The sequence below is a fragment of the Nocardioides bigeumensis genome (genome assembly GCF_039531755.1).
Classification (GTDB): Bacteria; Actinomycetota; Actinomycetes; order Propionibacteriales; family Nocardioidaceae; genus Nocardioides; species Nocardioides bigeumensis.
This window is the reverse complement of record NZ_BAAAQQ010000002.1, coordinates 196,371-223,264: the sequence shown is the minus strand read 5'-3', so window position 1 is coordinate 223,264 and position 26,894 is coordinate 196,371. Positions and strand designations below refer to the sequence as shown.

22 protein-coding genes and 1 pseudogene are annotated in these 26,894 nt (G+C 71.9%); 11 read left to right on the top strand and 12 right to left on the bottom strand.

All coding sequences use genetic code 11. The features are described 5' to 3' along the window. The first annotated feature begins 134 nt into the window (after positions 1-134). On the top strand, positions 135-1,211 hold the full coding sequence (locus ABD295_RS02285) for a glycosyltransferase family 2 protein (protein WP_344301979.1): 1,077 nt from the start codon (positions 135-137) through the stop codon (positions 1,209-1,211). A 159-nt stretch (positions 1,212-1,370) separates the two neighbouring features. Beyond that, entirely contained in the window at positions 1,371-2,498 is a 1,128-nt protein-coding gene (locus ABD295_RS02280; RefSeq protein ID WP_344301978.1) for a UDP-N-acetylglucosamine 2-epimerase, read from the top strand. A 21-nt stretch (positions 2,499-2,519) separates the two neighbouring features. Here ABD295_RS02280 and ABD295_RS02275 read toward each other — a convergent pair whose 3' ends face one another. From ABD295_RS02275 to ABD295_RS02235, 9 genes and pseudogenes are all read right to left on the bottom strand, one after another. Beyond that, the gene (locus ABD295_RS02275; RefSeq protein WP_344301977.1) at positions 2,520-3,512 is read right to left on the bottom strand and encodes a Gfo/Idh/MocA family protein; all 993 of its coding nucleotides are present in this window, start codon (positions 3,510-3,512) and stop codon (positions 2,520-2,522) included. Further along, entirely contained in the window at positions 3,509-4,609 is a 1,101-nt protein-coding gene (locus tag ABD295_RS02270; RefSeq protein ID WP_344301976.1) for a DegT/DnrJ/EryC1/StrS family aminotransferase, read from the bottom strand. The genes ABD295_RS02275 and ABD295_RS02270 overlap by 4 nt, the downstream gene beginning before the upstream one ends. Beyond that, on the bottom strand, positions 4,606-5,205 hold the full coding sequence (locus ABD295_RS02265; protein WP_344301975.1) for an acyltransferase: 600 nt from the start codon (positions 5,203-5,205) through the stop codon (positions 4,606-4,608). Before ABD295_RS02265 ends, ABD295_RS02270 begins: the two co-directional genes overlap by 4 nt. Before the next feature lie 214 nt (positions 5,206-5,419). Then, positions 5,420-5,887 carry a single stranded DNA-binding domain-containing protein gene (locus ABD295_RS02260; protein ID WP_344301974.1) on the bottom strand — a complete coding sequence of 156 codons (468 nt, stop codon included), beginning with the start codon at positions 5,885-5,887 and terminating at the stop codon, positions 5,420-5,422. A 35-nt stretch (positions 5,888-5,922) separates the two neighbouring features. Further along, positions 5,923-7,314 (bottom strand): hypothetical protein, encoded by a 1,392-nt coding sequence (locus ABD295_RS02255; protein WP_344301973.1) that lies wholly within the window; start codon positions 7,312-7,314, stop codon positions 5,923-5,925. A 74-nt stretch (positions 7,315-7,388) separates the two neighbouring features. Then, a pseudogene (locus tag ABD295_RS02250) lies at positions 7,389-9,602 on the bottom strand (Rne/Rng family ribonuclease); the annotation flags it as partial. Positions 9,603-10,726: 1,124 nt separating this feature from the next. Next, positions 10,727-10,906 (bottom strand): hypothetical protein, encoded by a 180-nt coding sequence (locus ABD295_RS02245; protein ID WP_344301971.1) that lies wholly within the window; start codon positions 10,904-10,906, stop codon positions 10,727-10,729. A gap of 30 nt (positions 10,907-10,936) precedes the next feature. Beyond that, positions 10,937-11,674: a TIGR03936 family radical SAM-associated protein gene (locus ABD295_RS02240; protein WP_344301970.1), complete on the bottom strand. Its 738-nt coding sequence runs from the start codon at positions 11,672-11,674 to the stop codon at positions 10,937-10,939. Between the two features lie 14 nt (positions 11,675-11,688). Continuing rightward, positions 11,689-12,918: a winged helix DNA-binding domain-containing protein gene (locus tag ABD295_RS02235; RefSeq protein ID WP_344301969.1), complete on the bottom strand. Its 1,230-nt coding sequence runs from the start codon at positions 12,916-12,918 to the stop codon at positions 11,689-11,691. Between the two features lie 18 nt (positions 12,919-12,936). Here ABD295_RS02235 and ABD295_RS02230 point away from each other — a divergent pair, with 18 nt between their 5' ends. From ABD295_RS02230 to ABD295_RS02210, 5 genes are all read left to right on the top strand, one after another. Next, positions 12,937-14,181: a hypothetical protein gene (locus tag ABD295_RS02230; protein ID WP_344301968.1), complete on the top strand. Its 1,245-nt coding sequence runs from the start codon at positions 12,937-12,939 to the stop codon at positions 14,179-14,181. A 162-nt stretch (positions 14,182-14,343) separates the two neighbouring features. Then, positions 14,344-16,197: a DUF7657 domain-containing protein gene (locus tag ABD295_RS02225; RefSeq protein WP_344301967.1), complete on the top strand. Its 1,854-nt coding sequence runs from the start codon at positions 14,344-14,346 to the stop codon at positions 16,195-16,197. A gap of 31 nt (positions 16,198-16,228) precedes the next feature. Next, positions 16,229-17,014: a glycosyltransferase family 2 protein gene (locus tag ABD295_RS02220; RefSeq protein ID WP_344301966.1), complete on the top strand. Its 786-nt coding sequence runs from the start codon at positions 16,229-16,231 to the stop codon at positions 17,012-17,014. Continuing rightward, on the top strand, positions 17,011-17,448 hold the full coding sequence (locus ABD295_RS02215; RefSeq protein ID WP_344301965.1) for a DUF2304 domain-containing protein: 438 nt from the start codon (positions 17,011-17,013) through the stop codon (positions 17,446-17,448). Before ABD295_RS02220 ends, ABD295_RS02215 begins: the two co-directional genes overlap by 4 nt. Beyond that, a complete protein-coding gene (locus ABD295_RS02210; protein ID WP_344301964.1) occupies positions 17,445-18,353 on the top strand; it encodes a glycosyltransferase family 2 protein in 909 nt (302 codons plus the stop codon). Before ABD295_RS02215 ends, ABD295_RS02210 begins: the two co-directional genes overlap by 4 nt. A gap of 9 nt (positions 18,354-18,362) precedes the next feature. Here ABD295_RS02210 and ABD295_RS02205 read toward each other — a convergent pair whose 3' ends face one another. Both ABD295_RS02205 and ABD295_RS02200 read right to left on the bottom strand, forming a co-directional pair. Then, complete coding sequence (locus tag ABD295_RS02205) at positions 18,363-19,472, bottom strand: glycosyltransferase family 4 protein (RefSeq protein ID WP_344301963.1); 1,110 nt, start codon at positions 19,470-19,472, stop codon at positions 18,363-18,365. A 13-nt stretch (positions 19,473-19,485) separates the two neighbouring features. Further along, positions 19,486-20,778 carry a hypothetical protein gene (locus ABD295_RS02200; RefSeq protein WP_344301962.1) on the bottom strand — a complete coding sequence of 431 codons (1,293 nt, stop codon included), beginning with the start codon at positions 20,776-20,778 and terminating at the stop codon, positions 19,486-19,488. Positions 20,779-20,832: 54 nt separating this feature from the next. Between ABD295_RS02200 and ABD295_RS02195 the strand changes: the two genes are divergently transcribed. After that, positions 20,833-21,885 carry an acyltransferase family protein gene (locus ABD295_RS02195; RefSeq protein ID WP_344301961.1) on the top strand — a complete coding sequence of 351 codons (1,053 nt, stop codon included), beginning with the start codon at positions 20,833-20,835 and terminating at the stop codon, positions 21,883-21,885. On the opposite strand, the gene ABD295_RS02190 is transcribed toward ABD295_RS02195, so the two are convergent. Continuing rightward, positions 21,854-22,666, bottom strand: a complete 813-nt coding sequence (locus tag ABD295_RS02190) for a class I SAM-dependent methyltransferase (protein ID WP_344301960.1) — start codon at positions 22,664-22,666, stop codon at positions 21,854-21,856. The genes ABD295_RS02195 and ABD295_RS02190 overlap by 32 nt on opposite strands. A 91-nt stretch (positions 22,667-22,757) precedes the next feature. Here ABD295_RS02190 and ABD295_RS02185 point away from each other — a divergent pair, with 91 nt between their 5' ends. The 3 genes from ABD295_RS02185 to ABD295_RS02175 all read left to right on the top strand — a co-directional run bounded on the left by ABD295_RS02185 (position 22,758) and on the right by ABD295_RS02175 (position 26,873). Then, positions 22,758-23,855 carry an NAD-dependent epimerase/dehydratase family protein gene (locus ABD295_RS02185; protein ID WP_344301959.1) on the top strand — a complete coding sequence of 366 codons (1,098 nt, stop codon included), beginning with the start codon at positions 22,758-22,760 and terminating at the stop codon, positions 23,853-23,855. An 89-nt stretch (positions 23,856-23,944) separates the two neighbouring features. After that, a complete protein-coding gene (locus tag ABD295_RS02180; protein WP_344301958.1) occupies positions 23,945-25,681 on the top strand; it encodes a hypothetical protein in 1,737 nt (578 codons plus the stop codon). Continuing rightward, complete coding sequence (locus ABD295_RS02175; protein ID WP_344301957.1) at positions 25,671-26,873, top strand: glycosyltransferase; 1,203 nt, start codon at positions 25,671-25,673, stop codon at positions 26,871-26,873. Before ABD295_RS02180 ends, ABD295_RS02175 begins: the two co-directional genes overlap by 11 nt. Positions 26,874-26,894: the final 21 nt, after the last annotated feature.

The following is a 26,894-nucleotide window of genomic DNA, read 5'->3' as shown; positions in this document are numbered from 1 at the left end:
GGACCAGCAATTCGACGGTGCCGCCCGTCCACCGGGTCGAGGGGGCTCTGGTCGGCCGACGCTGGATCTTATGCTTGCCGCGACGCGCACAGCCGGACGAGCACCGACGAAGGGACCGAACCCACATGCCAGCGGTGGATCCTCCGCCGACCCTCTCCTTCGTGGTCATCGCCTACAACGCTGCCGGCTTGATCCGGAGCACCCTCGACCACCTGCTCGTCGCCGTCGAGCGGGCGGACTGGCACGGTCTCGAGGTCGTCGTCGTCGACGACGGCTCGACCGACGACACGGTCGCGATCGTCGAGGAGATCGCCGCGACCACCGAGACGGTGATCCGGGTGCACCGACAGCCGAACCAAGGAAGGCTCGCCGCGAGCCGAGCGGGCACGGAGCTCGCTCACGGGACGCTCGTGTCCTTCATCGGCGAGCGGGTTCTCATGCACCCTGACTCGCTCCGCAACCTGCGCTCCCTGCTGGTCGAGCACCCCGAGGCCCGGGTCTGGAACTGTCACATCGAGATCCCCCGCGAGCGGAACCCACAGGCTCAGTTCTGGTACGTCCTGACCTTCCTCGGCTGGCGGCGATACCTCGCTCGACCGCGGCTGGTGAGCTTCGGACAGGACGACTTCGACTACTACCCGAAGGGCACCGGAGGGTTCGTCTGTCCACGAGAACTGCTGCTCGAGGCATACGGGCAGCTCGTCAGCCTTTACGACGACGAGAAGAGCGCGTCCGACGACACGACGCTCATCCGATGGATCGCCGCCCGTGAGCGGATCTGGATGGCCCCGGACTACGCCGCCGACTACTTGTCCCGCTCGGGGTTCCGGGACTTCGCACGGCACTCCTTCCACCGGGGCACCTTCATCCTCGACAGCTACCTGCATCCCGGCACTCGACTCTTCGCACCGCTCATCGCGTACTTCGTGCTCAGCCCTCTCGCGCTGCTGGCCGTCCTCAAGAAGCCCCGTCTGCTGCTGGCCGCCCCTGCCGCGTGGCTCGCTGCCGCGCTCGGGTTCCGACGCATGGGCGTGTCCAGCCGGGACGTGCGTGGCTTCTCCCTGCTCGCGCCCGTCTTCGCCGTGGTGTTCTCAGCCGGGATGTGGCGAGGCCTGTGGGGACTGGCTCGCGCGAAGGTCTCTGTATCGCTCGCAGCACGCGCCCGAGGTCACCACAGCGACCGGCCAAGTGGTCGGGAGCCAGGGTTGTAGGCTGCGAGCTGGACGCTCAGCCCCCTCCGCAGCAGTCTTTCGGGATCAGGCCGTCGGTTTCGACCTGCGGTGCGGATGTCACTTGCATCTCGGCGGAGACGCCGTCCGGAATTGCCCAGGATCCAGCCACGGGCGGCACGACGAACCCAGGGAGCAGGTTTGGCCATCATCATCGTCGCGGGCACGACCGCGGAGCTGATCAAGCTCGCTCCGCTGATGCGTGCGCTCCGTGAGGAGGGCGAGGGCTACCGGCTCTGGAACACCAGTCAGCACGTCGACGGGTTCCGGGCCACGCTCGAGGCGCTCGACCTGCCGCAGCCCGACGAGCACTTCATCGAGCCGAGCAAGCAGACACCGCTCGTCAGCTCGGCGCAGGTCCCGGGGTGGATGCTCGCGATCCTGTGGCACGCGCTGCGCCACTCCCGCCGGCTGCGCCGCCAGCTGCGCAGCGGGCCGGGGCAGCCGCTCGTGGTCGTCCACGGCGACACGTTCACCACGGTGCTCGGCGCGCTGATCGGCCGCCTCTTGAGGACCCGGGTCGCACACGTGGAGGCGGGGATGCGCTCCGGCAACCTCTGGCACCCGCTGCCCGAGGAGCTGAACAGGCGCCTGGTCGCCCGGCTCGCCCACCTGCACTTCGCCCCCAGCGAGCGCGAGGTGGCCCACCTGCGCTCCGAGCGCCTGGTGCGGGGCGAGGTGGTGGACACCGGCGCCAACACCGTCGTCGACGCCCTGCGCCTCGTCATGGAGACCGGAGCGCCGCCCGAGAGGCTCCCCGAGGTGTTCGGACTGGTGACCCTGCACCGCTTCGAGATGCTCCGCAACGCAGCCGTGTTCACCAAGACCCTCGAGGTGCTCGAGGAGGCCAGCAGGACGGTCCCGCTCGTGATGCCCGCCGGCAACACCGAGCGCCGCCGGATCGAGGAGCTGGGGCTGACCCGCTTGTTCGGCGAGCGGTTCCAGCTGATCGACAAGCAGCCCTACGTCGCCTTCGCCGCACTCCTGGGCAGGGCCAGCTTCGTCGTGACCGATTCCGGGGGGCTCCAGCAGGAGTGCGCGGTCATCGGCAAGCCGTGTGCCGTGCAGCGCGAGACCACGGAGGCGCAACAGGGCCTCGGGGAGAACGTCGTGCTCACCGGCCTCGACATGCAGGTGCTGCGTGACTTCCTCGCGCACTGGGAGGACTACCGCCGGCCCTCCAGGCTCGACCAGCAGCACCCCACGCGGGTCATCCTCGACCGGCTGCGTCGCGAGGGCCACCTGGCCAACGCCTTCGACCCCAGCTGACGCGCGCCGCCGCACCCCGCCTCAGAGGCGGATCTCGCGCCCTTCGTTCGCCGACTGGAGGCAGGCCTCGATCACCCGCAGGCTGGCCACGCCCTCGGACATCGACACGATGCGCGACCGGTCGCCCCGGATGGCGTCGCGGAAGTTGGCCTGCTCGACCGCGAGCGGCTCGCGCTTCTCCAGGGCGAACCGGGTGATGTCACCCTCGGCCACCCCGCGGAACGACGCCAGCGCCTCCCACTCGGTCTCGAAGGTGCCGTTCTCGTAGAACGTGAGGTCGCTGGTGAGGGTGTCCGCGACGAGCGCCCCGCGCTCGCCGGTCACCACGCACTGGCGCTCCTTGCGGGGGGACAGCCAGTTCACCAGGTGGTTGACGATCACCCCGTTGGCGAGCCGTCCCGAGGCCACGAGCATGTCCTCGAAGTCGCGTCCCGACCGGTGCGTCATGTGCGCGGTGATCCTGGCGTACGGCGACCCGGCCAGCCACGGTGTGATGTCGACGTCGTGGGTCGCCAGGTCCTTGACCACGCCGACGTCCGCGATGCGGCTCGGGAACGGGCCCTGCCGTGACGTGGTGATCTGGTAGACCTCGCCCAGGAGACCCTCTTCGATGCGCTTGCGCATCGAGAGCATGGCGGGGTTGCACCGCTCGACGTACCCGACCGCACCGACCAGGTCGGCAGCCTCGAAGGCCGCCGCGACCCGTTCGGCGGCGACCACGCTGTCGGCGATGGGCTTCTCGACCATGGTGTGGACGCCGGCCGCCGCGAGCGCGAGGGCCACGTCCTCGTGCAGAGCAGTGGGGACCGCGACGACGGCTGCGTCGATGCCGGCGTCGATCAGCGCCACCACGTCGCCCAGCACGGGCAGCCCGCCCGCCACGCCGAAGCTGTCGCCCCTGGCGTCGGCGACGGCGACCAGGTCCATGCCCGGCGTGGTCCGGATCACCCGGGCGTGGTGACGACCCATCGAACCGAGGCCGATCAGGCCGACGCGCACTGGCTGACCGGTCATGCGCCGGCTCCCGCGATCGCGTTGACGGCGGTGACGATGCGCTCGAGGTCGTCCGCCGACAAGGAGGGGTGCACGGGCAGCGAGAGCACCTCGCGCGCCGCCTGCTCGGTGGCCGGCAGGTCCAGCCCGGGCGCGAACGCCGCCAAGGACTCGAGCCGGTGGTTGGGGATGGGGTAGTAGACGCCGGACCCGACATTGAAGTCCTCGCGCAGACGTCGCACCATCTCGTCGCGTCCCTCCGGCACGCGCACGGTGTACTGGTGGTACACGTGCGTCGCCGTGGCCGCGACCGCCGGGACGATGACACCCTCCAGGTGCTCGTCGAGGAAGGCCGCGTTGCGTCGGCGCGTGTCGTTCCAGCCCGGCAGCCTGCCCAGCTGCACGCGCCCGATCGCCGCGTGGATGTCGGTCATCCGGTTGTTGAGCCCGATCACCTCGTTGGCGTACTGGCGCTCCATGCCCTGGTTGCGGAGCAGCCGGACCTGGCGGCTGAGCTGCGCGTCCTCGCAGGCGACCATGCCGCCCTCACCGGAGGTCATGTTCTTGGTGGGGTAGAGCGAGAACATCGCGAACCGCCCGAAGCCACCGACCTGACGACCGTCGTACGTCGCGCCGTGCGCCTGGGCGGCATCCTCGAAAAGCATCAGGCCGTGCTTCTCGGCGACGGCGCCCAGGGCACTCATGTCGGCGGGGTGGCCGAACAGGTGCACGGGCATGATCGCCTTGGTCCGGGACGTCACCCGCGCGGCGACGTCGTCGGGGTCGAGGCAGAAGTGCGTCAGCTCGATGTCGGCGAAGACCGGGGTGGCTCCGGTGAGCGCCACCGAGTTGGCCGTCGCGGCGAAGGTGAACGACGGCACGATCACCTCGTCGCCGGGGCCGATTCCCGCGGCCAGCAGACCGAGGTGCAGTCCGGACGTGCCGGAGTTGACGGCGACGCACTCGCGCCCGTCCACCAGCTCCTTGGCGAACTCCGCCTCGAACGCCGCCACCTCGGGGCCGCCAGCGACCTGGCCCGACCGGAGCACGCGATCGACCGCGGCTCGCTCGTCGTCGCCGATCAGCGGCTTGGCGGGCGGGATGAAGTCGTCGCTCACGCGGACCCCTTCTCGTTGAGCTCGCCGTCGACGAGCGTGTAGTGCTGGCCGGACCCGGGGTCGCGGAACGTCCCGTCCACGCCCTCCTCGAGCCGCTGCCCTGCTTTGGACACCCATCCGATCACGCGCGCGGGCACACCCGCGACCAGGGCGTGCGCGGGAACGTCCTTGGTGACCACGGCTCCCGCCGCGACCATCGCCCACGCCCCGATGGTCACCGGGGCGACGCACACGGCTCGGGCACCGATCGCAGCACCGTCCTCGACGACGACTCCGACGGGCTCCCAGTCGTGTGCCGACTTCAGGGACCCGTCGGGGTTCACCGCCCGGGGGTGGGTGTCGTTGGTGAAGACGACGGCCGGCCCGACGAACACGCCGTCGCCGAGACGGGCCGGCTCGTAGATCAGCGCGTGGTTCTGGATCTTGCAGTTGGCGCCGACCTGGACACCGGTGCCGACGTAGGCCCCCCGGCCGACGATGCAGCCAGGGCCGAGCACGACGTCCTCGCGCAGCTGCGCAAGGTCCCAGACCGCGCTGCCCTCGCCGACGGTCGCTGACTCGGCTACCTGGGCGGTGGGCGCCAGGCGGTAGGACATGGTGAAGCCTCTCGTGCCGAATCCGTGCGATCCGCCACCTCTGCCCCGGCCGGTCAACCGGCCCGGACCGAACAATGTCGGTCGCTGATGAAGAGGGGCGATCACCGTCGCGAACATCGCGACCGATCGGGCCCAACATACAGGTGAGAGCCGGATCATGGCGGATCGGGCCAGCCAGCACAGCGACATCCGTGACCGGAGCGGAGGTGCCCTGCTACTTGTGCTTGCGGCACAGCTTGCGATCGGAAGCGCCGAGCCGGAACGCTCCCTGGTCGCTCTGCGAAAGGATGCAGATGCCCACGTCGTCGGGCAGAGACCCCCTGAGCAGGAAGGTGAATCCGGCCCACAGGTCCGCCGGGTTGCCGGTCACACCGACGACGTCTCCGCGGGGCAGCGCCTCCACCTGCAGGACCTCGGCCGTCGAACCCGGCGGCAGGACGACCTGGAGCTCGCCGCGCGGAGGCTCGGGGTTCAGCAGCGCCCAGCCGGTGACCCTGAGGTCGGCACCCTCGCGGCCGATGGCGTCGATGTATCCGCCGTCCGGCAGCGGCTTGCCCTCCACCGCCTGGGTGATCACGACCTGCGGCGGCGGCGTCGTCCTCGACTCCCCGTACCCGGGTGCTCCGGGTCCGGCAACGGGGACGAAGACCGGCTCGGCGCAGCCGGCCAATCCGATGAGCACGGAAGTCAGCAGGGCTGCCCATGCGAGCCGGGCCCTCACCACAGCAACACGTGGGCCAGGACGCTCACGCCGGCCGAGCCGAGGATCCCCAGGACGGCGACCGGGTGCCGCGTGCACATCAGCGGCACCGCGAACATCGGCAGCAACGCGAGCCCGTAGCGCGGCGTACCGACCAGGAAGCCCCCGCTGGCCAGGAACACGATGAAGCTGAGCACGATGCTCCCCAGGACCATCCCTGCCATCCCGGCCCAGGCGACGGGCAGGACCGGGTCCTCCCTGCGTAGCAGGAACACCCCACCCAACGCGGCACCGAGCAACAACCAGGGCAGTGGTTGCGCGCCATACGTGAGCACGTACGTCACGGGCAGCGGGGCACCGCTGTTGATCGGGACGGAGTCGAGGTAGTAGCCGAAGTAGTCGTAGAACACCCTGAACCCAGGGGGCGCGGCGTCCGGGTGGATGAAAGGCACGTCGACGGCCAGCAGCCCGCGGAGCTCCTGCCACATCACGGCGCCGGCACCAGCACCAGCGACGAGGATGGCACTCCCTGTCAGGGTGCGCCTCCACGTGGCCTGGCCGGCCGCGGCTGCCACGACGAGGAGGACAGCCGAGAAGAGCGGGGCCAGGACGAACGGAACCTTGACGAACGCCGGCAACACCGCAACCGCGAGCAGGGCGAGGTGGGGCAGGCGTTCCTCCTGCCACCGCCTCACGGCCAGCAGGACGCCCGCGCCCACCATCAGCCCCATCGAGTCCGGGCTGACGTAGCCCGAGACCGAGACGAGCAGGGGACTGCATCCGATCGCAACGGCCGTGAGCACCGGCATCACCCAACCGGCACCCCAGGCGCGGGCGAGCGCGACGAGCGCGAGCATGCCGAGCGAGAGCCAGAGAGCGCCGGCAAGCCGCCCCGAGGTGAGCAGGTCGTCGGTGAGCCCGACGGCGCGGATGACCTTGGCGACCCCCGCGGTCAGGAAGAAGTACGTCGGCGGGTGGATGTCGGCGCTGGTGTAGCCGCCGAGTGGCACCGAGCCGTCGGGCAGCGGCGAGCCACAGATCTCGGGAGACGGCGGTTGGAGCCCGACCACACCTCGGCAGACCATGACCTGCCGGGCGTACTGGTCCACCTTGTCGCCGGTGTTGCTGAACTCGCCTCGATCGGCTTTGTCGAGGGCGTCGGTGTAGACGTACTCGTCCACCGGCGAGACACCGCCACGGAGGCCCGTCGCCGCTGGCACCACGACGATGGCCGCGACCACCCCGAGCAGGACGGTGGTGAGCACCCAGGCAAGCCGACGGCGCGCCTCGAACCACTTGTCGACCCGGACCGGCAACCCGGCGGCCACCGCGATCGGCTTGGGCAACGTGCTGGTGGGAGAGCCACGACCCTCGACGGCGGTCCCCGTGGCAGTGCTTTCGTTCCCCACGGTCGGATGATCCCTCACGTCGTCGACATTGTCGGCACATGCTAACCGCCGCCAGGAGCGCTCCTGGACGAGGGTCAGCGCTTGCGCGTGCCCTTCTTCTTGATCGGGACATGCTCGACGTGCGGAGTGTCGTCGAGCAGCCCGCCGCCACCGGCAGCGGCTTGGGCGTCACCCAGTGCCGACTCGGCGGCCGTCGGCGAAGCCTCCGTGTTCGGGGGTCCGGCGGGACGACTGGCGGCCCGGCGCCGGGTCCTGGTCACCACCGTGGTCGCGGGGGCTGCGTGCTGCTCGGCAGCAGGTTCGGCGGCACCTGTCTCGGGCGCGTCGTCGAGGGCCCGTGAAGACTCGTCGGTCACGCTGTCCAGCGGCTCGAGGTCGTCGTCAGGCGTGTCGGCGTCGTCTCGCTCAGGCAGCGCCTCGGCGGTGTCGTCGGCGGTGTCATCGAGCTCGTCGGCGTCGGGAGCGAAGTCCGCGGCTGTCAGGACGTCCTCGTCCGCGCTCGCACCGCTCTCGGCGTCCAGCTCCTCGGTCACCTCGTCCGTGGGGTGCTTCTCCGCGTGCTCGCGGGCCATCGCGGCCACGTCGCGCGGCGACGGAACGGTGGACTTGCCACCGTTGCCGTTGCCGTTGCCATTGCCATTGCCGTTGCCATTGCCATTGCCGTTGCCGTTGCCATTGCTGGGCCCGGCGTCCCGGCCGCGGCCGCCGCGCGTGCGGCGACCGGAGCCCCGCGCGGACGCATCGTCGGATCGCTTGGGCTCGACCGGCGCGTCCTGGATGATCAGGCCTCGCCCGCCGCAGTGGTCGCAGGTCTCGGAGAACGCCTCCAGGAGGCCGGTGCCGATGCGCTTGCGGGTCATCTGCACCAGGCCCAGCGACGTGACCTCGGCGACCTGGTGACGGGTGCGGTCGCGACCCAGGCACTCCACGAGCCGGCGCAGCACCAGCTCGCGGTTGGACTCCAGGACCATGTCGATGAAGTCGACGACGATGATGCCGCCGATGTCGCGCAGCCGGAGCTGCCGCACGATCTCCTCGGCCGCCTCCAGGTTGTTCTTGGTCACCGTCTCCTCGAGGTTGCCCCCCGAGCCGGTGAACTTCCCGGTGTTGACGTCGACGACGGTCATCGCCTCGGTGCGGTCGATGATCAGCGAGCCACCAGAGGGCAGCCAGACCTTGCGGTCCAGGCCCTTGTGGATCTGCTCGTCGATGCGCAGGGACGCGAAGAGGTCGACGTCCTGGTGGTCGGCGGCGGCATAGTGCTCGAGCCGGTCCTCCAGGTCGGGCGCCATGTGGGCGACGTACTCACGCACCGTGTCCCATGCGTCGTCGCCCTGGACGACCAGACGCGAGAAGTCCTCGGTGAACAGGTCGCGCACGACCTTGAGCGTGAGGTCGGGCTCGCCGTAGAGCAGCTGCGGGGAGTTGCCCTTGGCGACCTTCTTCTCGATGTCCTCCCAGCGGGCCTTGAGCCGCTCGACGTCCCGGGTCAGCTCGTCCTCGGCCGCGCCCTCCGCCGCGGTGCGCACGATCACGCCCGCGGTGTCGGGGACGATGTCCTTGAGCAGGGTCTTGAGGCGGTTGCGCTCGGTGTCGGGCAGCTTGCGCGAGATGCCGCTGGTGGTCCCGTCCGGGACGTAGACCAGGAACCGCCCGGCCAGGCTGATCTGGCTGGTGAGGCGGGCTCCCTTGTGGCCGATCGGGTCCTTGGTGACCTGCACCAGGATGGCCTGGCCGGAGGACAGCACCGACTCGATCTTGCGGGGCTGGCCCTCCTTGTGGCCGAGCGCCGACCAGTTCACCTCACCGGCGTACAGCACGGCGTTGCGGCCCTTGCCGATGTCGACGAACGCCGCCTCCATCGAGGGCAGGACGTTCTGCACGCGGCCGAGGTAGACGTTGCCGATCAGCGAGGTCTGCGACTCGCGGGCAACGTAGTGCTCGACGAGCACCTTGTCCTCGAGCACCGCGATCTGGGTCAGGTCGTTGCGCTGCCGGACCGCCATCACCCGGTCGACGGACTCCCGGCGGGCCAGGAACTCGGCCTCGCTCACGATCGGTGCGCGACGTCGGCCGGCCTCACGGCCCTCGCGACGACGCTGCTTCTTCGCCTCGAGCCTGGTGGAGCCGCTGACTGCGGTGATCTCGTCCTCGGCCGACCGGCCCCGGCGCACACGGGTGGTGGTCTTGTCGGGATCGTCGGTGGCGTCGCCACCGTCCTCGCCCGCGCGGCGGCGGCGACGACGACGACGGGTGCTGGTGGAGTCGCCGGCCTCCTTGTCGCCGTCCTTCTCCTCAGCCCGGTCGCCACCCCTGCCACCAGACCTGCCACCAGACTTGCCACCAGACTTGGCAGCGGACTGGGCAGCGGACTGGGCACCGGACTGGGCACCGGCTTGGGCACCGGACTTCTCCGCGGGGTCGTCGGCTCCCGGGTCCGACAGGTCGGCGTCGGTGTCGGAGTCGCCGGCGTCCTCGCCTGCGGCCCCGCCCTTGCGGCGCCGGCGTCCGCCACGGCGGCGGCGGCGGCGCGAGGCGGAGCCCGCGTCCTCGTCGTCCGCGTCGGCGTCGTCGCGCTCGTCGGTGCCGTCGGACGGGTCCTCGTCAGGGGTGTCGCCGGGCCCATCGCCGGGCCTATCGCCAGGCCCATCGTCAGGCCCATCGCCAGGCCCATCGACTGGCCCATCGACAGGCCCATCGACAGGCAGGGTCTGCTCGGCGGTGGTGCCCGCGTCGGGCTCGGCCTTCTTCTTGCGCGAGCGGCGAGCCTTGGGCGCCGACTCGGGCTCACCCGTCGGCTCGGGCGCCTGGAAGAGCACGGCGGTCGCGGCGGCGGAGGGAGTCTCCTCCTCTGCAGTCTCGACCTCGGCGGGTCGCGGGGCCGCGGCCTTCTTGCGGGTGCGGGTCGTGACCTTCGGAGCCGACGCAACGGCGTCGGCGCTCTCGACCGCAGCAGCCGCCTCGGCGACCGGCGCGGGCTCCGGAGCAGCAGCCTTCTTGCGGGCTCGCGCCTTCTTCTTGGGCGGCTCGGCACCGTCATCCGAGCCGTCCGCCGGCGCGTCAGGGGCGCCCTCGTCAGCTGCGGCAGGCGCCTTCTTCGCGGTCTTGCGGACCCGCTTCTTGGGGGTCTGCGCGGGCGCCTCAGCGGCCTCTGCCGCCTCGGGGGTGGTGGTCTCTGTCGTGGGGACCAGTTCGTCGTCGAGCATCTGCGCTCCTCGCCCGAGGCTCAGCCTCGGGGTGTCGGCGCCACCGGAGCCGTCCCGCCCGGTGCTGCGGGTGGTGCTGCGGTTGGTGTGGCCGGGTCGGCCGGTGACGCAAAGCCTTGTCGGGCGGCGACACCCTCCGCGTGTGCGTCAACGTGTGCATCGCGTCGTCCCCGCCGCGGTCGCCGGGCCAGACTCCGCCACCGCTGTCACCGGTTCGAGTCGGGCCGCGTCGCGGTCCGGTACGACGATCCGCACTCGATGTGCCGGCCACGACCGCGATGGTGCTGGAGCGGCGAGACCGGCGAGAACGTCGTCGTGTCGTTGTGCTGCGGCGGCTCCGCGTGGATCCTCAAGATCCCTGCGATGGCGTCGAGCACGTCGACCACGGCGAGTATCGCACACCGGCGGCCTCCGACCTACGCGACGCCGCCATCCGCTGGGACGAACGGGTCGCCCACCAGGCCGGTCGCTTCGTCAAGTGGGCCCTGCGCGAGCCGCGTGACGAGAGCGGGCTGCACCGGCTGCTCACCCGCGACCGCGGCAAGTCCGGCGAGCACGTCGTCGGGCCGGACTGCGGGCACCGTGTGCCGAAGCACCAGGTCCAGGACGGCGCGCCCGCCCTCCTCGCGCACGACCAGCGAGATCACCGCGGCGCGACTGTCGAAGCTGCGCAGTCCCTTCTTGGTCATCCGCTCGACCGTCATCGTCTCCGCGGCCAGGAACGCCGTGACCCGCGCCTCGAGCTCCTCGGCGTCGGCCCCCGCTCCCGGGACCTGGATCACCCATCGGCTGGCAGTCAGCCGGTCGGCCAGCGAGCCGCCCGGGGACTCGATGACGGTGAGCACGTCGAGACCGTCGGGCAGCGCCTGGGCCAGGGCTGCGGCCACGTCGCCGGGGTCCACGACCTGGGCGAGGCCGATCTCGACGTACTCCGCCTCGCTGGCCGCCCCGGTCGGGGCGGCGCCGGCGTAGGAGATGCGCGGATGCGGGTGGAAGCCCGAGGAGTACGCCATCGGCAGCCCGGCTCGGGCGACCGCCCGCTCGAAGGCGCGCGAGAAGTCACGGTGGGAGGTGAACCGCAGCCGGCCGCGCTTGGCGTAGCGGATCCGTAGCCGCTGCACCGGCGGCGCCTGCTGCTCGGGCTGGGCACGCACGAATGGAGGTTAGTTCAGGGCAGGCGCGCTGACTTCATCTGCAGAGAGCTGTAGACGCTGGAGATCACCACGCCGTCGAGCCATGCGGTGAGTCGATCGGCCTCCGCCTCCAGCGCCCGGGTCGCGTCCCGAGGCAGCTCTTGACGGGGCACGACCCGCACCCGGCCCGCCTCGTCCTGCACCCAGCAGCCGACGATGCGGCCGTTCCACCAGGCGGTGGTCCCGCCGTTGCCGTTGCTGTCGAAGAGGTATGGCGTGTGCAGGGGGTCGAGGTACCAGTCCCGGTCGCGCCACCCCATCGTGGTCGGGTCGAGGACCGGCAGCAGCGCCGCCCACGGCTCGTCCGCCGGGTCGAGCGGCTCGTCGTCGCCGGGCAGCACCCAGCCGACCGCTCCCCCGTCGAGCGACACCTGGACCGCCTGCAGGTCCGCGAGGGCGCGGCGCACCGCCGCCTTGGTCGCGCCGAGCCACCAGACCAGGTCGGCCTCGGTGCCCGGCCCGAACGTCCACAGCCAACGGCGCACGAGCTCCGCGTAGCCGTCCGGCTCAGGCAGTGCCGGCGGGACCTCGCCGAGCCAGGTGTCCATGCGGGTGTACGACGGCCGGGACAGCCGCCAGTGACCGGCGTTGCGGCCCCGGACGACGTCGCCCGCCGCGCCGAGCCAGGCCAGGACCCGGGGTGCCACCTGGGTCGCACCGCCCCACTTGCTGCCGGGCCGGACCTCCACCTTGCGGTCGAGAGCCGGCACGGCCGCACGCACCTCCCTGGCCGGCAGCCCCTCCGGTGCTGCCCGCAGCGCCTGGAGGAGCTGGCCGCGCACGTCGGCGAGCCACGCCGCCCCCTCTGCCGCCACGCCCGCGGCCTCCACGTCCTTCGCGATCTTGCGGTGCTCCTGTGCCGCGACTCGATCGCCGGGCGCCCCCCACGCGGCCGGCAGCAGGTCTCGAGGGAAGACGAAGAGCGTGCGCCGCATGGCGAGCTGCTTCACCAGGGACCGCTCCACGTAGAGTGCGCGCTCGACGTCCTCGACCGTCACGCCGTCGACCCTGGCCGCGACCGACAGGTGGACCGTCGGCGGCTCGGTCGCGTGCAGCACCGTCATCGCCCGCGTCGCCGCCACGGGGTCGGCGACCCGGCCCCACGGAGCGAGGGCGTGCCGGATCGCCAGCCTGGCGCGTCGCTCGTCGTCGGTGATGTGTCGCACGGTGGCATCGTGCCGCAGCCCGGGGACGTCCCCGTTCATCCCGGTAGCCTCCACGCCATGCCGTCGGTCGATCGTGAGGAGATCTCCGTCAGGCGATTGACCCAGGGCGGCGCGCTCAACGCGGGCGCAGCCGCCGTCGCCACGCTCGCAGGGGTGGCCATCCTGTTCCTGGCCGCCCGGGCGATGTCACCGGCGGAGAACGCCTCGTTCATCTCGATCTGGGGCCTCGTCTTCGGGTGCGCCTCCATCGTCGCGGCCCTGGAGCCCGAGGTCGCCCGGGTCCGCTCGCTGGCACCCGGCCCCCTCGACGGCACGCAGCTCGCCGTCACCGCCATCGTCGCCGCCTGTGCGGCGGGCGGCATGACGCTCGTGGTCGTGGCGCTCTTCGACGTGTTCCACATGGGTTCGGTGTGGGTGGCGCTCCTGGTCATCGCCAGCGCAGCGGCTTTCCCCACCATGTTCGCGGCCCGGGGGTACCTGGCGGGATCCATGAGGCTGACCGCGCTCTCGGCGATGACCGCCGCCGAGGCACTGGTCCGCCTGCTCGTCGTCCTCGTCGCCTTGTGGGTCGCGGTCGACCTCGTGCCCGGAATGGCCGCGGCCGCGTTCTGCAGTGCGCTCATCGGGGTCCCTGTCCTGCTGCGGCACGCGACGTGGACGAGGGGCGCCGAGTCGGTCCGGGCGATGCTGAGGCGGACGACCACGCTGATGGCGGGCAACGCGATGGCGGCGGCGCTGCTGACCGGCGCCCCGGTGCTCGTCGAGCTGGCCATGGTCGGCGCGTCGCGGGACTTCGTGGGGAGGTTGCAGAACGCGATCGTCATCTCCCGGTTCCCCTTGATCGCGCTGATGCTGCTCCAGGGGCTGCTGGTCCCGGTCTTCGTGCGCAGGCGCTCGTTGTACGCCGGCGGCGACTACAGGACGATCCTGCTCTTCCTGTCCGCCGTGGTCCCGCTGTCCGGCGTGGCGTCGTACGTCGCCGGGCCGTGGCTCCTGTCCAGCCTCCTCGGCTCGAGCTACGTCATCGGGCACCTGCAGATCGCGCTCCTCACCACCGGGGCCGCGGCGCTGGGCGGCGTCCAGGTCCTCATCGCGTTGGCCGTGTCCGGTGACCGGCACCGCCTGGCCACCCTGGCTCTGGCGCCGACCCTGACGGTCACGGCCCTGCTCGCGTTCGCGCCGGTCGTAGGACTCTCCATGCGCATCCCGGTGGCTCTGACGATCGGTCCGATGGTCGGTTTCGCCGTCGCGGTGGCCGCGACCATGCGCTGGCGGAGGCAGCAGCCCACGGCCCAGCCCTAGCCGGGAGACGGACTAACCTGTCCGCGACCGGACCGAGGAGGACCCATCAGCGAGACCGACCCGAGCGGCCGTCGCTTCGCGCGGCTCAGGTCTCGCGCCGCTCCTCGTTCCAAGGCTCGGCTGGCCGAGGTCCTCGTCCCCGTCCTTGCGTACGCCGGCGTCGTGCTGTCCGGGGCGACCACCTCCTCGCTCGGCATCCGCGTCCTCAGGCAGGACCCGCAGAGCCCGCTGGGGACGATGTGGGGCACCCCTCGAGACATCCGCTCGGACGAGTTCCTCACCGGCACCGCGGCCGAGCTGAACGTCCTCTCGCTCGGACACACGTCGTCCGCGCCGCTCGCGGAGTCACCTGACCTCGTCCTCCAGGTCGCCTCCGGGCAGCCGTTCGAGACTCTCTTCTTCTACGACGGGGACCTCCTGCGGCTGGGTCCGTGGCTCCCCGACGCGATGCTGTTCGCCGCCTCCCGCGCGCTCCCGTTCCTGGTCCTCGCGCTCACCTTGCCGCCGCTGCTCCAGCGCCTGGGCGCGAGCCGGCCGCTGTCGTGGCTCGGCTACGCCTTGGTCGTCCTGGCGCCCGCCAGCCTGTGGTGGTCCTTCACCCCGCCGCGCGTGCTGTCCTACGCGTCTCTCGGCTGCTTCCTGCTGGTCGTGGCGACCGAACGCTGGGCGGCGGCCACGGCTGTCAGGTCGCGGGCGGCGGCGCTGGTGCTCGCGGCTCTGGGCGGCATCGCGCTGGCGCGGCTCGGCGGCTACTACGTGCCGTGGAGCCTGACGATCGGCGTTCCGCTCGTGCTCGCCGTCGCGGCCTGGATCCTGTTCGGTCCGCAGCGTCGCGCCGGGCTGCTGGTCCTCGGCGTCGGCGCCGCCTGCGGCGGTGCACTGCTGGCGCTGGTCTTCTGGGAGAACGCCGAGGCCGTGCGCGCCACCCTCGACACGCTCTACCCCGGCCAGCGACGGGCGACAGGCGACCTGCTCGCCCCGTTCCACCTGCTCGGCGCTCCGGGCTTCCACCACCTGACCGGCGGCGAGCGACCAGCGATCGGCAACCAGAGCGAGAACAGCTCGGCCTTCCTGGTCTGCGCTCTGTGGGCCCTCCTGCTGGTGCTCAGGCCCAGCGACGCGACCCGCGCGCAGCGCGCGGCTTTCGCTGCCCTCGGAGTGTCGATCGCGGTCTGGGTCGCCTGGTGCACCACGGCGTGGGGCTCGTTCGGCGCGGCACTGCCGCTCCTCAACCTGGTCACCCCGCCCCGCGCGGCGCAGACGGTCGGCTTCGCCGCGACGCTGCTGCTCGTGATCGTCCTCGGACGGACGCGGAAGGTCGGGCCGTGGTCGGCACTGGTCGTGGCGCTCGCGTGCGGGCTCGCGACGGCGTACGGCGTCACCAGCCTGCGGGGGACGCTGCTCACGATGAGCCTCACCGAGGTGTGGGTCTCCTCGCTCGCGGTGGTCGTCGCGATCTGGGTGGTGACGGTCTTCCCGAACAGCTGGCTGGCCATCGTGCCGCTCTGCGGGGTGCTGCTCTGGTCCGGCGCCCAGGTCAACCCCGTCATCCTGGGCCTCGGCGACCTGCGTGACAGCCAAGCGGCCGGGGCGGTGCGGCAGATCGGCGCCGACGCCCGCTCCGACGCGTCGTACGTCGCCAGCGACGACCCCTTGGTCTCGGCACTGCTGGTCGCCAACGGTGTCCCGTCGATGACCGGCTGGCAGATCGCCGGGCCGCGCGAGGACCTCTGGGTCGAGCTCGATCCCGACCGCAGCGAGGAGCTCGTCTGGAACCGCGGGGCCAGCTATCTGCGGATGAGCTTCGACGGGGCGGCCGGAGCCGAGCCCGTCCTGAGCAACCCCACGCCGGACACCGTCCTGATCAGTGTCGATCCCTGCTCGATCCCCGAGGTGCTGAAGGTGGAGACGCTGATCACGCACACGAAGCTCGATGCGCCCTGCCTCACGCAGAGCAGCGAGTTCGTCTGGGTGGGCAAGCGGCAGCGCGTCTACACCGTCGGCTCCTCCGGCTGACCCCCGATCGCCTACGACTAATCTGTCCGGCATGTCCCGACCGGCCGCCTCCTCGCGCGTGCTGATCATCGTCCCGGCCTGGAACGAGCAGGACTCGGTCGGCGCCACGGTCGCCGAGATCCGTGCGACCAACCCCGGCCTCGACGTCCTCGTCATCGACGACGGTTCGGCCGACGCGACCGCCGAGCGCGCCGAGCAGGCCGGCGCCGCCGTGTGCCGGCTGCCCTTCAACCTCGGCGTCGGCGGGGCCATGAGGGCCGGCTACCGCTACGGCCTGCGCAACGGCTACGACGCTGCCGTGCAGGTCGACGCCGACGGCCAGCACGACCCGGCGTTCATCCCCGTCCTGCTCGACAAGCTCAGCGAGGCCGACGTCGTCATCGGCGCGCGCTTCGCCCGGGACGGCGACCCCTACCAGGTGCGCGGTCCGCGGCGCTGGGCGATGGTCCTGCTCGCCAAGGTCCTCAGCAGGCTGGCCCGCACCAGGCTGACCGACGTCACGTCGGGCAACAGGGCATGCAACCTGCGCGCCATGGGCGTCTTCGCGGCGCACTACCCAGCGGAGTACCTCGGCGACACCGTCGAGTCCCTCGTCATCGCCACCCGGATGGGCTGCACCGTGACGCAGGTGCCCGTCGACATGCGCCCGCGCGCCGCCGGGCGCGCGTCCTCGTCCCCCGTGCGCGCCGCGATCTACCTCCTGCGGGCCGTCGTGGCCCTGAGCATGGCGCTCGTGCGCCGCTGGCCCACCAGCTTCGCCGAGGGTGCCACGCAGCAGTCGGTCCTGGACGGCGACCAGGAAGCGGTGTCCCGATGAGCGCGGTCAACGTCCTGGGCATCGTCGGGTCGGCCATCATCCTGCTCACGCTCTTCGAGATGATGCGGCGCCATCGCCTGCGGGAGAAGTACGCCGTCATCTGGTTCCTCATCGCGATCGCCGCCTTGCTGACCGCGATGTTCCCGGCGCTCCTGATCGGCGCCAGCGACGCGCTCGGCCTGGTGGTGCCGACCAACCTCCTCTTCTTCGTGGCCTCCCTGGTCCTGCTGATCCTCACGCTGCAGCACAGCTACGAGCTCGGGCGTCTGGAGGAGCAGAGCCGGACCCTCGCAGAGGAGGTCGCGCTCCTCCGACTCACCCTGGAGAACCTGCAGGGCGGTCGCGACCCGGCGGCGTACCACGACGAGGGCGACGGCGATGCCGACGGCCGCGGCGACCTCGACCACGACAGAAAGGGCGACGGCACGCCGTGACCAGTGCCGTCTCGGCCCCGCTCGACATCTTCATCCCCTACTGGGGCGATCCCGCCCTCCTCTACGCGACCGTCGAGAGCGTCCGCACCCAGACCGACGACAACTGGGTGGTCACCGTCGTCGACGACGACTACCCCGACGACTCGGTGGCCGCCCACTTCGCCGCCGAGACCGACCCGCGCATCCGCTACGTCCGCAACGACCACAACCTCGGGATCACGGGCAACTACGACAAGTGCCGTGAGCTGGCGACCGGGCCGTTGATGATGTTCCTCGGCTGCGACGACGTCCTGCTCCCCGACTACGTCGCGACCGTGCGCTCGGCGCACGAGCGGTTTCCCGACGCAGCGATCATCCAGCCGGGCGTGCGCACCATCGACGACGACGGGCGCCCCACCGAGTCACTGGCCGACCGCGTCAAGCGGGCGCTCCGACCGCGCATCGACGAGCCCACCGTGTTCGGCGGCGAGCAGCTGGCGACCAGCCTGCTCCACGGTGACTGGCTCTACTGGCCGTCGCTGGTCTTCCGCACGGACGCGGTGCGCAAGCCCGCCTTCCGCGAGAACCTGCCCATCGTCCAGGACCTCGCACTGATCATCGACCTCGTGGCCGGTGGCGCCCAGCTGGTCCTCGAGCCCACCGTCGTCTTCCTCTACCGCCGGCACACCCAGAGCGCCTCCGCCACCAGCCTGCTCAACGGACGCCGCCTGCGCGACGAGCGCCGTTACTACGGCGTCGCCGCGCGGCAGATGGACGAGCTGGGCTGGACCAGGGCACGGCGCGCCGCCCGGCTGCGCTGGACCTCACGGCTGCACGGGCTGACCCTGCTCCCTGCCGCGATCGGCTCCCGTGACGCGTCCGCCGTGCGGTCCGTCCTCGAGCACGCCATCTCGACTCGCAGCTGAGCGGCGAGCTCACGACCCGCCCGCCAGCGCGGTCCGGAAGACCTCGAGCGTCGAGTCCGCGACCCGCTGCCACGAGAACAGCCGCGCCCGCTCCCGGCCCTCGACCCGCAGCCGCGCCATCCGGCCCGGGTCCGTCACCGCGACGCGGACGGCGGCCGCGATCGAGGCGACGTCGTGAGGATCGAACCAGACGGCCGCCTCGCCCGCGATCTCGCGATGGGCGGCGATGTCGGAGCAGAGCACGGGTACGCCGGCCTGCAGGGCCTCGAGCACCGGGAGCCCGAACCCCTCGACGAACGACGGCAGGACCATGGCGGTCGCGGCGCGGTAGAGCGCCGCCAGCTCGTCCTCGTCGACCCAGCCGCGCAGCTCGACGGTGTCCGCGACCCCGAGCCGCTCGACCACCGCGCGCAACGGGTCGTCGCCGCGCCCGCCGGTGATGACCAGTCGGGGGCGCTCGGGCGCGGGCAGCAGAGCGATGGCCTCGATGAGGCCTTCCCAGTTCTTGTGCGGGCGGCGCTGCCCGCTGGCGAGCAGGAGCACCTCGCCCGTGGGCCTGCCGTCGGACGCACGCGCCGGCACGGGCGTGGCCGCCAGCGGCACGACGTGCAGACGGTCGTCGGGGACGTGGAGGTATTTCCGGATGTCGACGGCTGCGGCCTCGCTGTCGGTGATGACGTGGGCTGCGTTGCGGGCCGCCCTGGTCTCCATCCACTTGACCGGACCGGTGTAGAGCGGGGTCGACATCAGCTCCGGGTGCGACCAGTAGAGGGTGTCGTGGATGGTCAGCACCGCCGGCATCTGCGTCCGCCACGGTCCCAGAGTGGCGGGTGAGTGGAGGAGATCGGCCCCACGCCTCCCGGCCACCCAGCCGGTGGCCAGCAGCTCGCCGGCGGCCCAGACGAAGCGGTTCTCCCCGCTGATCCGGGACCTGATCACCTCGCCGGGGAACCACGACAGATCGCGCCGCCCGCCCTCCTTGCTGGCCAGCCCCACGATCTCCAGGCCGGTGTCCATCTCGCCGAACGTGCGATAGAGCTGCTGGGTGTAGGTTTCCATGCCGCCCTTGGTCCCCGTGTAGGACAGCAGGTCGACCAGGAGGCGAGGACGCCGGCTCATGGACACCAATCGCTCAGGGGGAAGTCGGACGGTCGGACACTCTAACGACGGAACGGCCGGCGAGGCGGAGCCCGGCCAGGTGCACCGCCACCCCTAGCGGCGGCCCGGCGAGCAGGGCCACCACGGTCCGTGAGGTGAGGTCGCCGGGCCCGAGGAGCACCGACAAGATGGCCAGCGTCGCGACGAGCCAGCCCGCGACGGAGACGTGGTGGTGGTCGAGCGCCAGGCAGGCCGCGCCGGTGAGGGACAGCAAGCAGACCAGCCCCGCCGACAGCACCAGCAGCGCGAGGGTCGCCCCGCTGACGTCGTACTCGGGGTTGACCAGTCGCAGGCACCACGGCCCGATCAGCCAGGCACCGGCGAACCCGACGACCGTGCCGGCGCCGACGAGACCGGCCGGGACCTTCAACGCCCCGAGCCCGCGGACGATCACGTGGGTGATAACGACGTTCTGATAGATGCCGAGGGGCACCAGCAGAGGCGCCCGGCACAACGACACCGCCAGGACCAGCGGCGCGGCCGTCGCCACCTCGGCGTCGCTGCTGCTGATGCGGACGAGCACCGGGAACCCGACCAGCAGGACCGCCGAAGCGGCCGCCGCCGCGCAGGCGCTCGCCATCCGGCCGGCGAGCCCGCGCGCATCCAACCCGGCTGCCCGGGTGCGCCAGCCGAGCTCCGGTCGACCGACGACGGCCAGGACCAGCCAGAACCCCGCCGCCAGCGCAGCCGCGGCGGCGAAGCCCCACGTGTGGCGCGCCGTCAACGACACGGCGACGACCAGCGCGAGACGCACGAGCGGCTCGGCACCCAGCAGCAGTGAGTACGTCGCCCACCGGCCGCGCCCCGCAGCGATCCCCACCACGCCGGCGTGGACGGTGAAGAGCAGCAGGCCCGTCACGAGGAGCGCCGACCACGGGAACGCGTCCTCGTCACCGAACACGGCACGCGACCACGCCGGCGCCGTCAGCGCTACCGCAGCGGCGAGCGCCGCTCCCAGCAGCAGCGCGACCCGCACCACGGACGCCCCAGGGGCCGCGGATCCGTCGGCTGTCCCGCTCCCCCCGGCGCGGACCGCGCGCGTGGCCTCCGAGGCGATGCCGTTCAAGGTGCCGAAGCAGGTGAACAGGGCGCCCCAGAAGATCAGGAAGTGCGAGTTGTCCGCCGTGGAGAGCGTGCGGGCGGCGATGACCAGCACGAGATAGCCGCAGATCCCGTAGGCGACGGCCGCGCCCACCACGAGGCCGTGCTCTCGTCCCGTCGTGGCCGGCGCCGCTGCGCCAGGGCCACTCCTGGGGTCCGGCGCCATGACCGGCGATCCTACGCAGGCTCCACGCACCGGGCCGTTGGTAGCCTGCGGGCCATGGTGCGGCTCGCCGATCGACTCGGCAGCCGGGACAACAACTTCGATCTCCTCCGGCTCCTCGCGGCGTGGTCGGTCCTGGTCTCCCACAGCTTCGCGCTGCTCGGGCGTCCCGAGCCGCTCCACCAGCTCGGGACCACGCTCGGCAACGTCGGGGTGCTGGTCTTCTTCGCGGTCAGCGGACTGCTCATCCGCCGCAGCTGGGAGCTGGACCCCACGCCACGCGACTTCTGGGCCAAGCGCGGCCTGCGCCTGCTGCCCGCGCTCGCGACGGTGTCGGTGCTGACGGCCTTCGTGATCGGCCCGGTCATGACCACCCAGCCCCTCGGCGACTACTTCTCCTCCCTCGAGACGTGGATCTACCCGATCCGGGTCACCCTCCTGTTCCCCTTCGGTGCTGGGCTGCCCGGGGTCTTCGAGGACAACCTCTACTCCGGCGCCGTCAACGGTCCGCTCTGGAGCCTGCCGGTCGAGGTGTTCGCCTACTTGCTGCTGTTCCTCCTCGGCGTCTCCGGCCTGCTGGCCCGGCGAGCGGTCATCACGTCGATCGCGGTCGCCGGGCTCTGCTGGGCCGCGGTCTGGGTGCCCCTCACGTCGGACGCCGTCGGTTCGACGTACGTCATCGCCGCCTTCGCGGTCGGGGCAGCGGCGTACTCCTTCGCCGACCGCATCGTGCTCGCCTGGCCGATCGCCCTGCTCCTGCTGCCGGTGTGCCTGGCGGCGGGGCTCGGGCCCACCTCGGTGCGCGTGGTGGTCTGGACGCTGGCCGCGGTCTACTTGTCCTACTGGTTCGCCTACGCCCTGCCTCCGGTCGGGAGGTTCGTCACCCGCCTCGGCGACGCGTCGTACGGCGTCTACATCTGGGCGTTCCCCGTGCAGCAGGTGCTGGTGCAGGAGGTCGAGTCGCTGCAGCCGTGGGAGCTGATCGCCCTGGCGACGCCGATCGTGCTGGTGCTGGCCTTCGCGTCGTGGTTCCTCGTAGAGCGGCCGTCGTTGCGGCACAAGCCGGTGCGCCGCGCCGTCAGTCCCGGCCGACGGTCGCCTGCCTCTTGACCGCAGCGACGTCGGCCTCGAGGAGGGAGTGGCGGCGGTCGGCGAGCGTGGTCAGCAGGCCGGTGGCGTAGGCGGCCCCGGCACTGCGCAGCACCGCCCTGGTCGCGGGCGCGACGCGGCCTCGGTGGAAGAGGTGCACGAAGGACCCGGTGACCACGCCGTCGAAACCGAGCCGTTCGGCCAGCCGCTGCAGCGAAGCGCGGGTGTAGAAGGTGATGTGCTGGCCCGACTCGAGCGTGTAGTACCACCAGTCCTCGGGTCCGGGCGCGGGCTGGGGCACCAGGTGCGTGGTCGCGAGCAACCGGTCGGTGGCACCGGCGACCTCGGCGAGGTCGGCGGCCGGGTCGACGAGGTGCTCGAGCACCTCGAAGGCGGTGACGAGGTCGTAGCGCCGGCCGGCGAGGTCGGGTGCCTCGTGGCCGGCCGCGAAGACGTTGGCGGCCATCGGGTCGGTGTGGTGGAAGTCGTAGCCGCGGTCGCGCATCATCCGCGTCAAGGTGCCGTAGCCCCCTGCCCAGTCGAGGAAGGTCCCGCCCCGGAGGCGTTCGGCGCGCAGGAGCGTCGCGGTCACGTTGCTCAGGATCTGGCAGCGGTCCAGGAGGCCGACGTCGAGGGCCGCGATGGCGTCGCTGTAGGCCTCGGGCAGCCAGGTCGGGTCGATCGCCATGACCATCCCGCACTCGCCGCAGCGGTGGTAGGTCGCCTCCACGTGTCCCAGCACCCGCGCGGTCGCGAACGGCGACGTGGGCCCGGTGCAGGCCCGGCACGGCTGGGCCGGCACATTCCCTCCCCGGTCGGTCGTTGGCGATGGACTAGTCTAGGGCGGCGCTCACGGGGTCCAGACGAGCCCGTTCCGTTGGAGGTCCTCCCGCATGTCCCCGTCCTCGTCCGGCGCTGCGACCGGGCGGACCGTGCTGGTCACGGGCGGCGCCGGCTTCATCGGGTGCGCACTGGCCGAACGGCTCGCCGCGGCAGCCGACCGTTGGGTGGTCGTCGACGACCTGCACCCGCAGGTGCATGCGTCGCGGGCCCGCCCGGACGCACTGACGGAGGCAGCGGAGCTCGTCGTCGCCGACGTGACCGACCCCCACACGTGGGACACCGTCCTCGACGACGTGCGTCCCGACGTGGTCGTCCACCTTGCTGCCGAGACCGGCACGGCCCAGTCGCTGAGCGAGAGCTCGCGACACGCCCTGGTCAACGTGGTCGGCACCACCCAGCTGCTCGACGGCCTCACAAGGGTGGCTCACCTTCCCCAGCACGTCGTGCTCACGAGCAGCCGGGCCGTCTACGGCGAGGGCACGTGGCAGCGCGCCGACGGGACGACGTACCAGCCCGCGGGTCGCACCCACGCGCAGCTGGCGGCCGCGCAGTGGGACTTCCCCGGCGCCCGGCACCTCGCCAGCTCGGTGCTCAGCACGACGCCCAACCCGGGCAACGTCTACGGCGCCACCAAGCTCGCGCAGGAGCACGTCCTCGCCGCCTGGACCGGGTCGCACGACGTCGACCTCTCGGTGCTGCGGCTCCAGAACGTCTACGGCGCCGGCCAGTCGCTGACCAACCCCTACACCGGCATCGTCACCCTCTTCTCCCGGCTCGCGCGCAAGGGGACGTCGATCCCGCTCTACGAGGACGGCGAGATCACGCGGGACTTCGTGCACATCGACGACGTGGCCGACGCCCTGGCGGCCGCGATCGCCGACCCGCCCGCGGATGGCCGCCGCGCCCTCGACATCGGCAGCGGCGAGCGCACGACGATCCGCGACCTGGCCACGGTCATCGCCTCGTTCCACTCCGCGCCCGCTCCGCACGTCACGGGCGAGTTTCGGGACGGCGACGTGCGGCACGCAGCCTGCGACGTGAGCCCCGCGCTCAGGGAGCTCGGCTGGGCACCGCGCGTCTCGCTGGCCGAGGGGATCGGTCGCCTGCAGGAGTGGATGGCCGACCGACTGGACCCCGTCGAGGGCTAAGACGATCACCTCATCTCGTAGGATCGGCTGCGCCCCTGGGAACCCCACCTTGACGACGCCCCCACCCACGTAGCTCGGAGACGCTCCTCATGAAGAACCGCAAGCTGTCGCGTCACCAGGCCGGTGACCTGGAGCTGATCGTGTCGTCGGGGCTGTTCGACGAGGACTACTACCGGGAGCAGAACCCCGACGTCGTCGCCACCGGGACGGACCTGGCGCGGCACTACCTGACGCGCGGCGCGCGCGAGGGCAGGGACCCCTCACCGCACTTCTCGAGCGCCGGTTACCTCGCCCGCTACCGCGACGTGAGGTTCTCCGCCTGGAACCCGCTCGTGCACTACTTGCGGTCGGGCCGGGAAGAAGGCCGGCTGCCCGACCCGATGGGTGACGACTCCCGGCTCATCCGCGGGTCCGGCCTGTTCGACGAGACCTACTACCGCGAGGCGAACGACGCGGCGATCCCTGAGGACGCCGATGCCGTGGACCACTACGTCCGCGAGGGAGCCGGCCGAGGGCTCGACCCCAGCGAGGGCTTCTCCACGAGCGACTACCTGCGGCTGAACCCCGGCGTGGAGGAGTCGGGCATCAACCCCCTCGCCCACTACCTCAGGTACGGGCGAGCAGGCGGGCTGGACAGCCTGCGGGGCGCGCCTCGCCGCGGCAGCTTCCGCGCTCAGTACGCCGCCAAGTGGGCCGGGATCGCCTCGTGGCCCGTCGTCCGGGTGCCCGGAGTGGGGCCGCGAGTGAGCCTCGTGCTCCCCCACGCGGGTGCGGGCGAGTCGCTCGACGCTCTCCTGGTCCTGGGCACCCTGCTGGCGAACAGCCTGGGCGCCAGCCTGCGCCTGGTGGGCCGGGACGCGGCTCCCGACGCCGCGCTCCTGCTCCACGTCGCCCGGCGACACGGGGCTGTGCTGCTCGGCGACGTCGAGCTGAGCCACCTCCCGTCGGGCAGCGCCCATCCCTTGCTGATGGGCGATCGTGACGTCGTCCTGGTCTCGGGCTGGCGGGAGACGCAGTCAGCGATGGCCAGCGCGCTCGGGGCCGACGAGATCGTCCGCGTGCTGCTGGACGACGAGCGGGCGGCGTACCTCGATGGCGACGAGCGCCTCATGTGCGCGGAGACGCTGGCGGTGCCGCACGGGTCACCCGTGGCCGTCGCAGGCCAGGCCCTCCTGGATCGCCTCTGCGCCGACTTCCCGCAGCTGCGTGACGAGGCGGTCTCGTTCGAGCCGGCCTTCCCCGACGTGCGCAGGGCCGCGTCGCCGGCCGACGACGGGCGGCGGACGCTCCTCGTCCTCGCCGAGGCGGACGACCCCCGCAGCCTCTACTGGCGTGGTGGCGAGGCGCTGTGCCAGGCGATCGAGCGCAACGTCGTGGACCCGCAGGTGTGGGACGTCATATGGGCCGGCGCCGAGCCGGGCCTCGTGCTCGCGCGCGACGTCCGCCCTCGCGTCCTGACCCGGACGGAGTGGCTCACCGAGCGTCCGCACGTCGACGCGGTCTTCGTCCCGACCGCAGGCGACCCCGCCCCCCGCGAGTCGGTGAGCGAGGCGGCGTCCGGAGCGGCCGTGCTCACCACGACCGCGGCCCTCCTCCCGAGCCTCCTGAGCGCCTCGGCGAACCTCCTCGCGTGCGACCCGGCGATCGAGTCGATGGTCGAGGGGTTGGGCCGGCTGGCGACGTTGGGGCTCGACGACGACCTGCGACGCCGGCACGTCGAGGACGACCAGCTCGAGCGCGACTGGACGACGGCGACGAGGGAGGCGGTCGCCTTCCTGCACGACAGGCTGGAGGACCGTCTGGGCTCGGGTCGGCATGTTCGCTGACCTGCCCGCTCCCCCGTCCGCGGCACCGCCGGTGTGGGGGCAGTCCCTCGCAGACCGGATCGGCCAGCTCTTCCGCAAGCAGCGCCGGGTGGCGTGGATCTATCGATCCCCCGACACGAGCACCTTCCGCTACCGGGTGGCCAACATGGTGGCGGCACTCAACTCCGACGAGGACAGCGACGTCAGCGCCTCGTGGTTCGGCGACGCCGAGCTCGACGGGCTCCACCACCTGGTCGGCCACCTCGACGCCGTCGTGGTCGTCCGCTACCCCTACGGTCCCGCGCTCAGCCGCTTCATGGCGCGCGCCGACGCCGCAGGGGTTCCCCTGATCTTCGACGTGGACGACCTGGTCTTCGACCCCGGCATGGTGCCCGTCGTCATGGAGGCGATCGGTGAGGACGTCGAGCGCTTCGCGAGGTGGCAGACCTGGTACGCCCTGACCGGTCAGCTCCAGGCCACCGCAAGCCGGTGCCGCGCGGCTCTTACCACGGTCCCGCCGCTGCAGGAGCGGCTGGCGACGTACTTCCCCGACGGAGTCGTCGAGGTCGTGCCCAACTTCCTCGATCGTCGGCAGGACTCCTACTCGCGTGAGCTCCTCGGCGCCAAGCAGGACGGCTCAGCCGCACGGACCGGACCGATCACCATCGGGTACTTCAGCGGCTCCCCCACCCACGCGCACGACTTCGCGGTGGCCGCGCCCGCACTGGGACGCCTGTTGAGGAGCGACCCCGACGTCCGCCTCCGGGTGGTCGGGAGCATCGACGTCGTCGGCGACCTCACCGAGCTGTCCTCGCGGATCGACGTGGTGCCGTTCATGGACTACCTGAGCCTGCAGCGGTCCATCGCAGAGGTGGAGGTCAACATCGCCCCGCTGCAGCACCACGCCTTCACCGTCTGCAAGTCCGAGCTGAAGTACTTCGAGGCCGCTGCCGTGGGCACGTGGACCGTCGCCAGCTCGACCCCGGCCTTCGCGGCCGCCATCGACGACGGACGCACCGGTCGAGCCGTGCGCGCGCACGAGTGGGACGACGCGCTCGCCGAGGCCGTCGCTCTGGCCCGCGACCCCCAGGAGTACGCCGCACGCACGGCCGCAGCCGCCGCGTCGGCCTACGAGCACTACGGCTGGAACGCCGTCGCGCAGCGGCTCGGAGACGCCGTGACCGCGTGCTGTCGGCGAGCGGGAGTGGGGTAGCGTTTCCGCGGGTCGCGTGGC

Bases quoted from the DNA above. Each gene is read 5' to 3' on its own strand.
- ABD295_RS02275 (WP_344301977.1), bottom strand. From the start codon at position 3,512: ATGACCGGTCAGCCAGTGCGCGTCGGCCTGATCGGCCTCGGTTCGATG.
- ABD295_RS02265 (WP_344301975.1), bottom strand. From the start codon at position 5,205: ATGTCCTACCGCCTGGCGCCCACCGCCCAGGTAGCCGAGTCAGCGACC.
- ABD295_RS02235 (WP_344301969.1), bottom strand. From the start codon at position 12,918: ATGAACGGGGACGTCCCCGGGCTGCGGCACGATGCCACCGTGCGACAC.
- ABD295_RS02230 (WP_344301968.1), top strand. From the start codon at position 12,937: ATGCCGTCGGTCGATCGTGAGGAGATCTCCGTCAGGCGATTGACCCAG.
- ABD295_RS02220 (WP_344301966.1), top strand. From the start codon at position 16,229: ATGTCCCGACCGGCCGCCTCCTCGCGCGTGCTGATCATCGTCCCGGCC.
- ABD295_RS02215 (WP_344301965.1), top strand. From the start codon at position 17,011: ATGAGCGCGGTCAACGTCCTGGGCATCGTCGGGTCGGCCATCATCCTG.
- ABD295_RS02205 (WP_344301963.1), bottom strand. From the start codon at position 19,472: ATGAGCCGGCGTCCTCGCCTCCTGGTCGACCTGCTGTCCTACACGGGG.
- ABD295_RS02200 (WP_344301962.1), bottom strand. From the start codon at position 20,778: ATGGCGCCGGACCCCAGGAGTGGCCCTGGCGCAGCGGCGCCGGCCACG.
- ABD295_RS02195 (WP_344301961.1), top strand. From the start codon at position 20,833: ATGGTGCGGCTCGCCGATCGACTCGGCAGCCGGGACAACAACTTCGAT.
- ABD295_RS02185 (WP_344301959.1), top strand. From the start codon at position 22,758: ATGTCCCCGTCCTCGTCCGGCGCTGCGACCGGGCGGACCGTGCTGGTC.
- ABD295_RS02180 (WP_344301958.1), top strand. From the start codon at position 23,945: ATGAAGAACCGCAAGCTGTCGCGTCACCAGGCCGGTGACCTGGAGCTG.
- ABD295_RS02175 (WP_344301957.1), top strand. From the start codon at position 25,671: ATGTTCGCTGACCTGCCCGCTCCCCCGTCCGCGGCACCGCCGGTGTGG.